The organism is Streptomyces sp. NPDC102278 (genome assembly GCF_044766345.1).
Taxonomy (GTDB): domain Bacteria; phylum Actinomycetota; class Actinomycetes; order Streptomycetales; family Streptomycetaceae; genus Streptomyces.
In genome coordinates this window covers 160,846-174,771 of the sequence record NZ_JBIWLV010000014.1, presented here as the reverse complement: position 1 = coordinate 174,771, position 13,926 = coordinate 160,846, and the positions used below count along the sequence as shown (strand labels likewise).

Annotated in this window: 13 protein-coding genes; 3 read left to right on the top strand and 10 right to left on the bottom strand. The window is 72.1% G+C overall.

Annotated elements, in window-relative coordinates; translation table 11 throughout:
• Positions 1–195: 195 nt before the first annotated feature.
• The 10 genes from ACIRO3_RS28760 to ACIRO3_RS28715 all read right to left on the bottom strand — a co-directional run bounded on the left by ACIRO3_RS28760 (position 196) and on the right by ACIRO3_RS28715 (position 10,639).
• Positions 196–855, bottom strand: coding sequence for a response regulator transcription factor (locus tag ACIRO3_RS28760; RefSeq protein ID WP_361770242.1), 660 nt, complete (start codon positions 853–855; stop codon positions 196–198).
• The gene (locus ACIRO3_RS28755; RefSeq protein WP_404141608.1) at positions 852–2,180 is read right to left on the bottom strand and encodes a sensor histidine kinase; all 1,329 of its coding nucleotides are present in this window, start codon (positions 2,178–2,180) and stop codon (positions 852–854) included. The genes ACIRO3_RS28760 and ACIRO3_RS28755 overlap by 4 nt, the downstream gene beginning before the upstream one ends.
• An 88-nt stretch (positions 2,181–2,268) precedes the next feature.
• Positions 2,269–2,958 carry a response regulator gene (locus tag ACIRO3_RS28750; protein WP_404141606.1) on the bottom strand — a complete coding sequence of 230 codons (690 nt, stop codon included), beginning with the start codon at positions 2,956–2,958 and terminating at the stop codon, positions 2,269–2,271.
• Complete coding sequence (locus tag ACIRO3_RS28745; RefSeq protein ID WP_404141604.1) at positions 2,958–4,172, bottom strand: sensor histidine kinase; 1,215 nt, start codon at positions 4,170–4,172, stop codon at positions 2,958–2,960. Before ACIRO3_RS28745 ends, ACIRO3_RS28750 begins: the two co-directional genes overlap by 1 nt.
• Before the next feature lie 118 nt (positions 4,173–4,290).
• Positions 4,291–5,493: an acyltransferase gene (locus tag ACIRO3_RS28740; protein WP_404141603.1), complete on the bottom strand. Its 1,203-nt coding sequence runs from the start codon at positions 5,491–5,493 to the stop codon at positions 4,291–4,293.
• Positions 5,486–6,487 (bottom strand): alpha/beta hydrolase, encoded by a 1,002-nt coding sequence (locus ACIRO3_RS28735; RefSeq protein ID WP_404141601.1) that lies wholly within the window; start codon positions 6,485–6,487, stop codon positions 5,486–5,488. The genes ACIRO3_RS28740 and ACIRO3_RS28735 overlap by 8 nt, the downstream gene beginning before the upstream one ends.
• 234 nt (positions 6,488–6,721) lie before the next feature.
• Complete coding sequence (locus ACIRO3_RS28730; RefSeq protein WP_404141599.1) at positions 6,722–7,111, bottom strand: nuclear transport factor 2 family protein; 390 nt, start codon at positions 7,109–7,111, stop codon at positions 6,722–6,724.
• A gap of 81 nt (positions 7,112–7,192) precedes the next feature.
• Positions 7,193–9,091 (bottom strand): serine/threonine-protein kinase, encoded by a 1,899-nt coding sequence (locus tag ACIRO3_RS28725; RefSeq protein ID WP_404141597.1) that lies wholly within the window; start codon positions 9,089–9,091, stop codon positions 7,193–7,195.
• A 272-nt stretch (positions 9,092–9,363) separates the two neighbouring features.
• Complete coding sequence (locus ACIRO3_RS28720; protein ID WP_404141640.1) at positions 9,364–9,990, bottom strand: MarR family winged helix-turn-helix transcriptional regulator; 627 nt, start codon at positions 9,988–9,990, stop codon at positions 9,364–9,366.
• 19 nt (positions 9,991–10,009) lie between these two features.
• The gene (locus ACIRO3_RS28715; RefSeq protein WP_404141595.1) at positions 10,010–10,639 is read right to left on the bottom strand and encodes a DJ-1/PfpI family protein; all 630 of its coding nucleotides are present in this window, start codon (positions 10,637–10,639) and stop codon (positions 10,010–10,012) included.
• Between the two features lie 241 nt (positions 10,640–10,880).
• On the opposite strand from ACIRO3_RS28715, the gene ACIRO3_RS28710 reads away from it, so the two are divergent.
• From ACIRO3_RS28710 to ACIRO3_RS28700, 3 genes are all read left to right on the top strand, one after another.
• Positions 10,881–12,233 carry an aspartate aminotransferase family protein gene (locus ACIRO3_RS28710; RefSeq protein WP_365998325.1) on the top strand — a complete coding sequence of 451 codons (1,353 nt, stop codon included), beginning with the start codon at positions 10,881–10,883 and terminating at the stop codon, positions 12,231–12,233.
• A gap of 133 nt (positions 12,234–12,366) precedes the next feature.
• A complete protein-coding gene (locus ACIRO3_RS28705; protein WP_404141593.1) occupies positions 12,367–13,032 on the top strand; it encodes a GntR family transcriptional regulator in 666 nt (221 codons plus the stop codon).
• Between the two features lie 191 nt (positions 13,033–13,223).
• Complete coding sequence (locus tag ACIRO3_RS28700) at positions 13,224–13,874, top strand: hypothetical protein (RefSeq protein ID WP_361770210.1); 651 nt, start codon at positions 13,224–13,226, stop codon at positions 13,872–13,874.
• Positions 13,875–13,926: the final 52 nt, after the last annotated feature.

Sequence of the window (13,926 nt, the reverse complement as noted above, 5' to 3'; positions counted from 1 at the left end):
ACTCCCTGCGGCCCGCCTCCCCGACCGGCGGCTAGGCCGTCTCTTTCGGATCTTGCCGGGGCCGCGGTGTCCGGTACCGCCCCTGGCGGCGTTGTCGGGGCACCCGAGTACGTCCAGTACACGGGTGCCCCTCCGCCTTGCCAGGCACGGCACCGGACACCGCGACCCCGACCGACACGATCCGAAAGAGACGACCTAGGCGGGGGTGACCAGCCGTGTCTCGTACGCGAACACCGCCGCCTGCGTCCGGTCCCGCAGGCCCAACTTCACCAGGATCCGGCTCACATGCGTCTTGATCGTGGACTCCGCGACCACCAACCGGTCCGCGATCTCGGCATTCGTCAGCCCCTGCGCGATCAGCACCAGCACCTCCGTCTCCCGCTCCGTCAGCTGCGCCACCCCCGCCGGATCCGAGAGGCGGGGCGCCTCCGCGAGTTTCGAGAACTCCACGATCAGCCGCTTGGTCACCGAGGGTGCCAACAGTGCCTCGCCGGCCGCCACCACCCTTACTCCATCGGCCAGTTGGCGGGCCGAGGCATCCTTCAGGAGGAACCCGGACGCCCCCGCCCGCAGGGCCTGGTACACGTACTCGTCGAGGTCGAAGGTCGTCAGGACCAGCACCTTCGCGTCCGTGTCGGCGGCCACGATCCGCCGGGTCGCCTCCAGGCCGTTCATCTCCGGCATCCGGATGTCCATCAACACCACGTCCGGCCGCAGAGCCGCCACCTGCGCGATGGCCTGGCGGCCGTCCACCGCCTCCCCGACCACCTCAATGCCCTCCATCGCGTTCAGCAGGACGGAGAAGCCCTCCCGGACCATCATCTGGTCGTCGACGATCAACACCTTGATGGTCATACGGACTCCGCACCCGGCTCGGGCCGGCTGCGCACCGGTATGAACACCGCCACCTCGAACCCACCCACCGTCGTCTCCTGCGCCGTCATCTCCCCCTCCAGCATCGCCACCCGCTCCCGCATCCCGGTGATGCCGTGTCCGGCCCCCGGCGACGGGGCCACATCCGCGGTTCCCGGGCCGTTGACGACCCGTATTCCCAGCCCGCCCAACACGTACGAGACCTCGACCCCCGCCACCGCCCCCGGCGCGTGCCGCAGAGTATTGCTCAGGGCCTCCTGGATGATCCGGTACGCCGACAGCTCCACACCCTGCGGCAGCTCGCGCACCGCACCGGTGACCGTCTTCTCCACGGTGAGCCCGGCGTCCCGCACATTGGCCAGGAGTCCGTCGAGCATCGCCAACGTCGGCTGCGGGGCGTCGGGCGCCTCGTAGTCCGCGGACCGCACCACCCCCAGAACCCGGCGCAGCTCCGTCAGCGCCGCCACGGCGTTCTCCCGGATGGTGACGAAGGCCGCCTCCAGCTCCGGCGGCGGATTCTTCACCCGGTACGGGGCGGCCTCCGCCTGGATCGCCACCACCGACATGTGGTGCGCGACCACGTCGTGAAGCTCCCGGGCGATGGTCGTCCGCTCCTCCAGCAGCGTCCGCCGGTCCCGCTCCACCGCCGTGACCTCCTGCTGCGCCGAGACCTCCGCCTTGGCGTGCCGGCGTATCTGGATGCTGCTCGCGACGAGCAGGGCGAACGCCGAGGTGACGATCATGTTCATCGAGTTCATGCCGTACCGGCCCGCGAACAGCACCTCGATCGCCATGCTGAGGGCCACCGTCAGCGCCCACATCCAGGCCGCCACCCGCGGCCCCCGGCGGAAGGTCACCAGGACCATGACGGCTATGTACGCCAGGAAACTGCCCGGGGTCCAGGGCCATGTCATCGCGGGGCCGGTCAGCGCGGCGAGCAGCAGGGTCATCGCGACCGCGGCCCACCAGGCGGCGATCGGTCTGACCAGTGTCATCAGTACCGGCACCGCCGTCAGGACGCCACTGCCCAGCCGGCCCGCTGTACCGAGGTAGGTGTACTGGGTCACGAACGTGAAGAACATGACGAAGAGCGCCAGGGCACCCACCTGTACGTGGCGGATCCACCCGTTGTACTGGCGTATCGACGCCGGAAGCCGGCGGACGAACCATCCCTCGGTCGTCTTCGCCGGCAACGGCCGGTACTCGAAGGCATCGGTGATGAGGTCATGGCGCAGGGTCTGGAGCAGGCCCGAAGCCATCCTGAATTCCGGTGTCCGGGCTGTCCCCCGGGTGGTCGTCTCGGTCACATACAGAACCGTAGGTCCGCGCACCCCTCACCCGCGTCGCCGCTGATGGGGATATCTCAGGGTCCCCCTCAAGTACTACGCCGACATGTCAGTAGCCCGTCGGGCGGATCAGGCCCGTCTCGTACGCGAACACCGCGGCCTGGGTCCGGTCCCGCAGGCCCAGTTTCACCAGGATCCGACTGACGTGCGTCTTCACCGTTTGCTCGGCCAGGACCAGGTGCCCCGCGATCTCCGCGTTGGACAGGCCCTGCGCGATCAACGACAGCACCTCCGTCTCCCGCTCCGTCAGCTCGGCGATCCGCGCCCGCGACGGACCCCGCGGCGCACCCATCCGCGAGAACTCCGTGATCAGCCGCTTCGTGATGTTGGGGGACAGCAGGGCCTCACCGGCCGCCACCACCCGCACCGCCTCCGCGAGCTGATCGGCGGACGCGTCCTTGAGGAGGAACCCGGAGGCGCCGGCGCGCAGCGCCTCGTACACGTACTCGTCGAGGTCGAAGGTCGTCAGCACCAGCACCTTCACCGTGGCGGTCGGGTCACCGGTGATGAGCGAGGTGGCCTCGATGCCGCCCATGCCGGGCATCCGGATGTCCATCAGCACCACGTCCGGGCCCAGCTCGGAGACCTTCGCCACCGCCTCCGCCCCGTCGACGGCCTGCCCCACGACCTCTATGTCGGGCTGGGCGTTCAGGAGCACCGTGAAGCCCTGGCGGACCATCATCTGGTCGTCGGCGATCATCACCTTGATCGGTCCGACCGGGTTGTTCGGGACGGTCATCAGGCCTTCTTCGTCGCGTTCGGCCCGGGAGCGAGACTTCCGGGCGGATCCATGGGCAGCACGGCGCTCACCTCGTACCCGCCGTCGGGGCTCGGTCCGGCGGCAAGTTCGCCGCCCAGCATGCCCGCCCGCTCCCGCATGCCGAGCAGCCCGTGCCCGGCGCCGGGAGAAGGCGGCACCGGTCTGGTCGGGGCGCTGTTGGCGACACACAGGTGAAGGTCGCGCGGACCGTACGCCAGGCCGACCTCGACCCTCGAACCGGGCGCGTGGCGCAGGCAATTGCTCAGTGCCTCCTGCACGATCCGGTAGGCGGTCAGCTCGACTCCCGGGGTCAGCGCCCGGCGGATGCCCGCCACCTCGGTCGTGACCTCCAGACCGGCCCCCCGGACGTTGTCCACGAGGCTTCCCAACTCGGCCAACGTGGGTTGGGGGTGATGGGAGTCCGTCGAATCGTCGGGACTCTCCGAACGCAGCACGCCCAACACGCGTCGCAGCTCCGTCAGGGCCTCCAGGGCGTTCTCCCGGATGCCGGCGAGATTCTCCTTCAGTTCCTCGGACGGATTCTCGACGAGGTGCGGGGCCACCTGCGCCTGGATGGAGATCACCGACATGTGGTGGGCGACGACGTCGTGCAGCTCCCGGGCGATCCGACTGCGCTCCTCCAACAGCGTCCGCTGCGCCCGTTCCGCCTCGGTGAGGGTTTCCTGTTCCACGAGCTTGCCGCGGGCAAGCCGCGAGGCGCGCAGCGCGTACCCGAGGAGACCGGTGAAGCCGAAGACGACCACGGCCACGAGGGTGCTGGTCTGGCTGCCGTCCGGCCGGCAGATGACCTCGGCCAGCCCGGTGCACACGATCGGGACGGCGATGACCGTGATGGTCACACGGGCCGGTACGCGCAGGGCGACCAGGAGAATCACCGGGGCGAAGGTGAACAGACCGCCGGGCATCCAGGGCCACATCTGACCCTGCCCCACGTGATCGTGGATCTCCCAGGCCGACATGCCTGCGGCTATCAGGCCTAGCCACCAGGCGGCGATGGGCCGGGACATCGCCAAGGCGATGGCCGCACCGCTCATGACCGACAGCGCCACCGGGGTACTGCCCGCCAGCCCGTAGTGGTTGAAGAGCTGACTGCCGTGGAGGAAGCCGAAGAACACCGCGGCGTAGACCAACGCCACGTGCGGCAGCCGGGCCAGCCAACGGGGACGGGACATCCGGGGGAGCGGGTCCCGCCGCAGGGTGAGGAGATCCCGTGCAATGTCCCGCGACAGAGCGCGGGTTCGCACCGAGAGGGGGGCCGGGCGTGCGCTCTTCTCTTCCACGTCGTCCACCCTAGGCATGGGCGATCTCCCTCTCGGATGCCGGCTGCCGATCCGTGGGGGCGGAGCCGACGCGCACGACGCGGCCACCACGATCGGACGCCCCCTGTTCGTACGTCCGGAACGCTGCCCAGCACACCATCAGGGCGGCCCCGAACACCGGCAGCCACAGCAGGCGAGCCGCTACCCAGGCGGAGGAGTCGGGGACGGTGTGCAATCCGGGCAGGTCGGCGGAGACCAGGAGGCCGAGGGCGGTGACGGCCATCATCGCGGTCTGGTGCCAGAGGAAGACGGTCATCGCCGACAGGTTCACCAGAGCCACCTTCGCCCACGCCCGGGGCCGCCGCATGGTCCGGGCGAGCCGTTCGCGCATCAGGAGGGCCAACCCGCACTGGGCCGCACCGAACGCGACGGCCGCGATGGTCGGCGGGTTGAGGTTCGAGACGTCGGCCCCCGGGACACCCACCATGGACGCCGGGTACCCGCCCCAGAGAATCAGCGCGGCGGCGGTGAGCGCCCCGCCCACCAGCAGGAGGAGGGCAGGGGCGCGCCGAGCGAAGGCCCCTCGGGACCAAGCGGCTCCCAAGGTGTACGGGACGAGCCAGCCGGCGGCGACATTGACCCAGCCGACCCACTCGGGGCCCCCGAAGCCGAACCGCCAGACGTCCACGCCCGCCACCACCGCCGCCGGCCACAGCGGGTTGAGTCGGGCCACGAGCGGGGTCGCGGCGGTGAGCGCGGCGAACACCAGCAGGAACCAGAGCGGCGACAGGACGAGCTTCACCAGGGACCTGACGGTGTCGAAGTCCACCCCGCCGAGCAGCATCCCGCCCGCGGTGACGACCCACAGGGTGACGACCGCCGCCACCGGTCGGAACAACCGGCGCAGCCGCTGACCGATCCACGCGCCGTACGAGACTCCGCGCGCCCGGGCCGACGCGTACCCCTGGGCCGCGACGTGACCTCCGACCAGGAAGAAGACCGCCAGGGTCTGGAACACCCAGGAGACCGGGGCCAGGACGCTCATGTGGGCCAGCGGACTCGTCGTGCTCAGGCCGCCGTTGGTCGTGGTCAGAGCGGTCACCAGCCAGTGCCCCAACATCACGCCGAGGATGGCGAATGCGCGCAGCGCGTCCACGGAGCGGTCCCGGGAGGCCGGGGTGGCGGCGTGTATGCGGTCCGCGAGGTCGGACCAGCGGGCGGGATGCTTACGCATGGGAGGCCTCCGAAGAGCTCGAGCGGGCGAAGACACCGGAAGCGGCGGCGGTGGTGACGGCAGGGGCGGTGTCGGCGGACCCGATGACGATGCGGGCCATGCTGTCGAGGGACTCGGTGCCCGGCCGCAGGTAGTCGCTGTGCCCGGCGTCGCCCGCCTCGAAGGCCAGTGCGCCGAAGCCGGGATCCACCGGGTCGGCGCCGAACCCGACGGATCCGATCCGCACATGGGGCACACGGGCCACCCAGTCGCCGTTGCCACGCCCCGCCCACACGCGGGCGGTGGTGGCCAACTCGGCGACCGATCCGGCCCCGGTGCCCGGACTGCCGTACAGAACGATGTCGGTGACCTCGGGCCCCGTCGCGGTGCGGGCGCAGACCACGGAGCCGTAGGAGTGGCACAGGAGCGAGATCCGGGCCACGGACCGGGTGACCCCCCGCAACCCGGCCACGAAGGGGCCCAGTTCGGCGGCCCCCTCGTCGGCGCGACCCGTGGTCAGGACCGTGGTGCTGACCGTGCCGGGGGTGTCGTACCCGAGCCAGGCCACCACGGCTGAGCGCGGATGCTCGGCCTGGAGGCGCTGCTGAAGGGCGACGGCCCCGGCACGGAATCTTTGGTAGGTGTCCAGGGTGGTGTCGGAACCGGGCACCAGCACGGCCACCCGGTCCGCGGTCTCCACGTCGCCGAACACCTCGACGGCGCGCCCCTCCCCCCGCCCGTCGAAGCTCAGGAACCGGGCTCCGCCCGAAGGCGCCGCCATGGCCCGGAGCTTCGCCGCCCGTCCGCCGCGACCCGCGTCCTGGGCCATCCGGGCCGCCTCGGCGAGCTTGCCCAGATTGGCGGCGTAGCGGATCCGTGGGGCGGTGCCATCGGAGAAGGACAGTGGATTCGGGGCGGGCACGGCGGGCGGGGCGGCCGCCGACAGCGGGAACACCACGGCCGCGACGATCAGGCCGGCCAGCAGGGTGCGGGTCGTACGGCTGCCGATGCTCATGGCGTGCGTTCCTTCGATCCGGAGGTCCAGGTGGGTGCGTTCTTCTGGTTCCGAAGTTAGGAAGCGGGCCCCGTGGTCGGCGTCACCCTGCGGAGCCCCCTTGCTGAGTAGCTCTCAGGTATGACAGGGAAGACCTCCGAGCCATGGACCAGCGGATGGGGTGAAGACGGAGGGGCCGAAAGACGGACGGGGTGAAGACGGAGTGACGGAGGGGGCGGGTGGGTGCGGGGCGGCTCAGTCCGCCGTCAGGGGTTCCACGTAGCCCGCCCGCCACCGTGGCGCGGGACCCTGTCCGGGGCTGGTCCAGTACTCCCTGGCGCCCACGATCTCGCCGTCCCGTACGGTCCACAGGGAGACGGCCCGGTAGACGACGTGGTCCTGAGGTATCTCCACCTCGGTGACGACGAGGTCCCCGTCGGCGAGGATGCGCAGGACCTCCACGGGCCCCTCGTCGGTATCGGTGTCGTCGCTCAGGACGGCGATGAAGTTGGCCCGGCCCACGATGCGTTCGCTGCTGACGGGCCACTCGATGACCGCGTCCTCGGCGATCAGCTCGCAGACGCCGTCCCAGTCGCGTGCCTCGATCCGCTCCCACAGTCGTGCCACTACGCTCAACGGCTCCATGTGCCGCAGTTTGCGATGATGTTGACGCGCGCAACAAGCGCTGCCTGCAGGATTATTGACTTCGACACAAACGATCCGCGCCTACTCCCTGTCATACGTGAGAGGGAGCATCGCGGACCCCGTCAGCTCGCGTCGAAGGCGTCCGTCGGGCAGCAGACGCAACCGGCTGACACCACCCGCGGTACAGGTGGGTGGGGCTCCGGAGGTGACGGCCGAGCCGGCCAGTTCCACCGTGTCGTCACCGCCCAGAAGGGTGGCCCGCCAGGTACAGGAGTACCCCGGGTCCTCGGCCCGCAGGTCCATGACGGGGTCGCCGACCGTGCCGGGGGCCAGGGTGAGGTGCCAGGTGGTGGTCCCGGACGTCGCCCGCCAGGTGCCGGCGTAGGAGTCGGGGAGCATGAGCGTGGCCGTCGCGGGTCCGGCCCCCGGGGCGGTCCTGGCGGTGGTTCCCGTCTCCGCGTCGGGTCCGTTCGTCGCGCCCCCCGGCTTCGGTGCTCCGGACGCGGGCGGCGCGGGCGGCGCGGGCGACGCGGACGGCGCGGAGACGGCGCCGCGCGCCGCCGGGCGGGCGACGGGCGGGGCCGCCTCGGGGGCGGCGCTCATCACCGTGTGGACGGTGGCTCCCGACGCGACGGCGACGACCGCTGCCACCGCCGCCAGGAAGGCCGTCGAGGCGCGGCGAGGCCGGGACGCCGGCGCGCGGTGCGGCCTGGGTGGCGGCGCCGGAGTCAGCCCGTACGCGGCCCCTTGCCCCGCGGTCTCGCGACCCGTGGTCCTGTACCCCGCGGTCTCGCGCCCCGCGGTCTCGCGACCCGTGGTCCTGTACCCCGCGGTCTCGCGCCCCGCGGTCCCTCGCCCCGCGCTCCCGTGCCCCGTTGCTCCGGCCACCGCTGCCGCGGACCCCGCCCCGTACCCCGGCGGGTGCGTCGGCCGGGGCGGTGGCGGTCGGTCCGGGCCCGCGTCCTCGCGGTCGAGGAGCGCCACGGCATGCCTGCCGAGCAGGGCCACCAAGGGGGTCGGCAGCCACGGTTCCAGGGCCCGCCCGTCGGCCACGGTGGCGCGGGCGCCGACCCGGGCCGACACCTCCGAGGAGGTCGGCCGCGCGGCCGGATCCTTGAGCAGGCAGGCCCGTACGAGATCGAGCAGGTCGGCGGGTACGCCGCCCAGGTCGGGTTCCGCTTCGACGACGCGCAGGAGTAACCCGGCCGCTCCGTCGGACTGTTCGGTGTCCCCGAAGGGCGGCCGGCCGGTGGCCGCGTACGCCAGGACCGCGCCCAGGCGGAACATGTCACAGGCGGCCGTGACCGGTTCGCCGCGCACCTGCTCGGGGGCCATGAACCCGGGGGAGCCGATGAGTTCCCCGTTCCGAATGGCGCCCTGATCCGGGGCGGCCGGATCCTGCGGGGCATCCGGGGCGGCCGCGTCCTGCGCGGTATCCGGGTCCTGCCGCGCCCGCGCGATGCCGAGGTCGATGACACGGGGGCCGTCGAGCGTGAGCAGGACGTCGGAGGGTTTCAGGTCGCGGTGGATCAACCCGGCGCGGTGGATGTCCCGGAGGGCATACGCGAGACCGGTCGCGAGGATCCGTACGGTACGCGGCGGCAGCGGCCCGAAGTCCCGGTCCACGGCCTGGCGCAGGCTGGGCCCGGCGACGTACCCGGTGGCGAACCAGGGCACCTCGGCCTCCGTGTCGGCGTCGAGGAACGGAGCGGTCCAGTCGCCGCCGACACGGCGGGCGGCGGCGACCTCCTGCCGGAACCGGGCGCGGAACTCCTCGTGGAGCGCGAGGTCGGGGCCGGGGCCGGGGCCGGGTCCAGGGTCGGGCCCGGGCTCAGGGCCGGGGTGGACGAGCGTGACCGCGACGGTACGGCCGCGGTCGGAACGGGCGAGGTAGACCTGGCCCGTGTCACCGGCGCCGAGCCGGGAGAGCAGACGGTAGGGGCCGATGCGGTGGGGGTCGGCGGGGTCGAGTGGTTCCATGCCGGGTGGTCCCTCCCACGGGGGGTGGCCGGACGGGCCGAGCGTGGCGCGGTGGGCTCCGCGTGGGGAGGGACGGCGTCCGGGCGGGCCGTGGTTGCGGCGTTCCGCGGTTCCCGGTACCGGGATTCCGGTTGTGGGCGCCGCGCGGCGCGGCCCCGCCGCCGGACGCGGTCAGGCCGGGTCGACGGGACGCCCGAGCGCGCGACCCCCGAGGGCCGCATCCCCGACCAGGCATCCCCAACCGAGGCATCCCCGACCTCGGCGCCCCCGACCTAGGCGCCCGCGACGGAAGAATCCCCGAGCGCGGCATCCTCAACCGAGGCATCCCCAACCGAGACATCCCCGACCTCCGCACTCCCGCCCCCGGCATCCGCGAGGGTGTCCAGGGCCGCCGCCAGGCGTTCCAGTACGCGGGCCGTCTCCGCGAAGGCGGACTCGCCCAGTTCGGCGGCGAGTCGGGCGGCCAGGCCGGCGTGCCCCGGGGTGATGCGCTCGATGGCGGCCCGGCCGGCTTCCGTCGGGCGCAGCAACTTGGCGCGCCGGTGGGCCGGGTTGGGCACGTACTCCGCGAGGCCTCCCTCCGCCAGCAGGTCCGCGACGCGCTGGACGCTCTGGCGGGTGATGCCCATGGTCCGGGCGATGCCCGCGACCGGCAGTGGCTCCCGGAGCACGGCGCCCAGGACCTGCCAGCGGGCCGCGGTCAATCCGGCCGGGCGGGCCAGTTCCTCCGAGACGGAGAGGAGTTGGCCGTTCAGCCGGAACACCCCGAGCGCCGTGCGGCTCAGCAGGTCCTGCCGGTCGCGCGGGGAAAGCCCCCCGCCCGACGCCCCCACCTCACCGGACGCCTCCGCCTCACCCGACGCCCCCACTTCACCCAACACCCCCGCCTCACCGGACATCCCCGCCGCCGCCTCCCGCTCAGGCATCGCCGGCCTCCGCCGCCGCCATCAGGACCGGGAACGCGCTCGCGTCCGAGTCGTGGAAGAGCCGGTACCAGGCGTCCAGTACGTCGGGCTTGTAGACGTCGAGCCGGGCGAAGACCTCGCGGGCGAAGGCCACCGGCTCGGTCGGGCCCGCCGTGATCAGGTCGCCGTCCGTGACCGCGTCGGCCTCGACGTAGTCCGCGCCGCCCCCGTACCCGGGCTGCGCCCCCAGGTACTCGGCCGCTCCGCTGGTGTGCGGGCGGCCGTCCAGCAGGCCGGCCCGGGCGAGGCCCGCGGTGGCTCCGCAGATCGCCGCGACCGGGACCCCGGCCGCCAGGAACTCCCGGGCCTTCTCCGCGAACGGCGTCAGGTCGTCCCCGGTGTCCCAGAGCGCCGCCCCCGTGAGGATCAGCAGGGCGGAGTCCTCGGGACGCAGGTCGGCGAGGGCCTGGTCGGGCAGGACGCGGAGGCCGCCCATGGTGGTGACCGGCGTTCCGGTGGAGGCGCCGACCGTACGGACGCCGTGGCCGCGCTGGGTGAGGTGCGCGGTGGTGTGGCCGGTCTCCCAGTCCGCGTACGTGTCGTAGACCGCGAGGTGGACGGGCTTGCGCGGGGTTTCGCTCATGGTGCTCGCCTCCGTGTGTGCGTGTGCGTGTGCGTACCGGTACGAGGTGCTCGACGTCGTGCGGTGCGTGACGTCGTGTGGGACGCCCCGCCGACCACATGACAGAATCCTGTCATCAGGACAGTGTGCTGTCAATGAATCGAGTGTGGACAGGAGTGCAGACAGACTGCCGAGGGCCGGCCCCCACCCCCATACAGTCCGCCGATATCCCTCCCCACCTGCGCACTTTTAGCGTGGCCGGATGACCCCTCATGTCACCGGCGCGGCCGTCAAGGCCGCCGATCGCGCCCACGTCTTCCACTCCTGGTCCGCCCAGGCCCTGATCGACCCGCTCGCCATTGCCGGGGCCGAGGGGTCGTACTTCTGGGACTACGACGGCAACCGCTTCCTCGACTTCTCCTCCCAGCTGGTGAACACCAACATCGGCCACCAGCACCCGAAGGTCGTCGCCGCGATACAGGAGCAGGCCGCCCGGCTCTGCACCCTCGCGCCCGGCTTCGCCGTCGACGTCCGCTCCGAGGCCGCACGCCTCATCGCCGAGCGGACCCCCGGCGACCTCGACAAGATCTTCTTCACCAACGGCGGCGCCGAGGCCGTGGAGAACGCCGTACGGATGGCCCGGCTGCACACCGGCCGCCAGAAGGTGCTGTCCACCTACCGCTCGTACCACGGGGCCACGGCCGCCGCGATCAACCTCACCGGCGACCCGCGCCGCTGGCCCTCCGACACCGCCTCGGCCGGCGTCGTCCACTTCTGGGGCCCGTTCCTCTACCGCTCTCCCTTCCACGCGACCACCGAGGCCGAGGAGTGCGCCCGCGCCCTGGCCCACCTCGCCGACACCATCGCCTTCGAGGGGCCGGCGACCATCGCCGCGATCATCCTGGAGAGCGTCCCCGGCACCGCCGGGATCATGACCCCGCCGCCCGGCTACCTGGCCGGCGTGCGCGAGCTCTGCGACCGCCACGGCATCGTGTTCATCCTCGACGAGGTCATGTCGGGCTTCGGTCGGACCGGCACGTGGTTCGCCGCCGACCACTGGGACGTCGCCCCGGACCTGATCACCTTCGCCAAGGGCGTGAACAGCGGCTACGTGCCGCTCGGTGGCGTGGCCATCTCGGCCGCGATCGCGGAGACCTTCGCCACACGTCCCTACCCGGGCGGTCTGACGTACTCGGGCCACCCCCTCGCCTGCGCCGCCGCCGTCGCGACGATCAACGCGATGGAGGAGGAGGACGTCGTCGGGAACGCGGCCCGGGTCGGGGAGCAGGTGATCGGACCCGCGCTCGCCGAGATGGCCGAGCGGCACCCCTCGGTGGGGGAGGTCCGGGGTCTGGGCGCCTTCTGGGCGCTGGAGCTCGTACGGGACAAGTCGACGCGGGAGCCGCTGGTTCCGTACAACGCGGCCGGCGCGGACAACGCGCCGATGGCCGAGTTCGCGGCCGCCTGCAAGGCGTCCGGTCTGTGGCCTTTTGTCAACATGAACCGGACGCATGTCGTCCCCCCGTGCACGATCACCGAAACCGAGGCCAAAGAGGGCCTGGCCCTGCTGGACGCGGCGCTGGAGGTGGCCGACCGGCACACGGTCGACGCATAGGGACACGGAGAGATGCGGAAGGGTGGCGTCCGGATATCGGGCGTCATATCCGTATACCGGCCACAAACCGTTCGGTTTCGGCCGCGCTGCCTGGCCTAAGGTGTCCGAAGTTCTACGGAGGAGACGGACCCCTATGCCAGGCAGCGGAGCTGTCACCCGCAACACACTTCGCCGGCAGATCGCGGACGCGCTGCGGGACGAGGTGCTGGCGGGACGCCTGCCCCCGGGGACCGAGTTCACGGTCAAGCAGATCGCCGAGCAGTACGAGGTCTCCGCGACCCCGGTGCGCGAGGCGCTCGTCGACCTCTCGGCACAAGGGCTGCTGGAGTCCGTGCAACACCGGGGGTTCCGGGTCCGGACCTACTCCGTCGACGACTTCCGGGGCATGATCGAGGCCCGCATGCTGATCGTCGACGGGATATTCCGCCGGCTCGTCGAACGCGGCACCGGGCCGGGGGCGGCCGAGATGCTCGTCTCCGTGCGGCGCCGGGGCGAGGAGGCGCGACGGGCCGCGCAGAGCGGTTCGCTGGAAGTGCTGATCGGCTACGACCTGCGCTTCTGGCGGGAGTTGAGCGGGCTGGTCGGCAACACGTACATATCCGAGTTCCTGCACCGGATACGCGTCCAGTGCTGGGTCTTCTCCGTCCCCCACCTCCAGAGCGCGCAGGACATGCGCAGCGCCCTGTGGGACGGCCACCGCGAACTGGTGGAAGCGGTGACGCGGGCGGACGCGACGGAGGTGCGCCGGATCGTGCACGCGTACAACCAACACGGACTGGACTGGGCGGCCGGGCTGTAGCCGCGCCGGGCGGACGGAACCGGTGCCCGTGCCCGTACTCGCGTCGGTCCCCGGGTCGGTCCCGGGGTCGGTCGCGGTCTGAGGAGCCCGTCGGAGCCCGCCGGTGCCCGCAGGTTCTGCGGACCTCTTCGCTGAGCGTGTCCGGCGCACTACGCTGGCGGAATCGGCGGCAATGACTGATCGGAGCCCGAGTGGCCTGTGACCTGTGGCTGGTCCCCCTTGTCGACGTGCTGTGCCACAGCCCCGACAACCCCTTCGCGGAAGAGATCGCCTCGTACGACAAGGCGTTGGGCGCGGCGGGACTGCCGTCCGTGCCCGTGTTCGCGTACATGCCGGGGCTCTCCGGCGATGTCGCCCCGGTGGCCGGTTTCGACTACGACGCCCTGCACTTCCTGCGGAGGGCCTTCCTGCTCCAGATCTGCGGACTGCCGGTGACCCCGGTGGACGAACTGGGCGGGGACTACGAGCAGCTCCTGGAGATGTTCGAGTCGACGGCGCAGCAGTCGCACCTGGTGTGGCACTACGACCACGCGGGCGCGTACGTGCCGGTGGACTTCGCGGCTCCGCTGGCCAACGAGGAGCTGCTGGCCGGGGGCGGCCCGCTGGGGTCAGCCCAGGGGCTGCTGCGGGAGCTGGCCCTGGTCGCTCCCGCGATCGGGATAGACCCGGGGAACCCGCCGGCGGCGCCCGCCCCGCCCGGGCGGCCCACGTCCCTGGAGGAGCCGGCCGGGCCTATCCCGTACGACGACAGTCCGTTCGCCCGGGAGCGGCACGTGTGGCTGGGGCTGCACGCGGCGGCGACGCGGAGCCTCGGACAAGGCTCGATGATCATCTTCAGCTGACCGACGACCGACGACCGACGACCGACGACCGACGACCGACGACCGACGACCG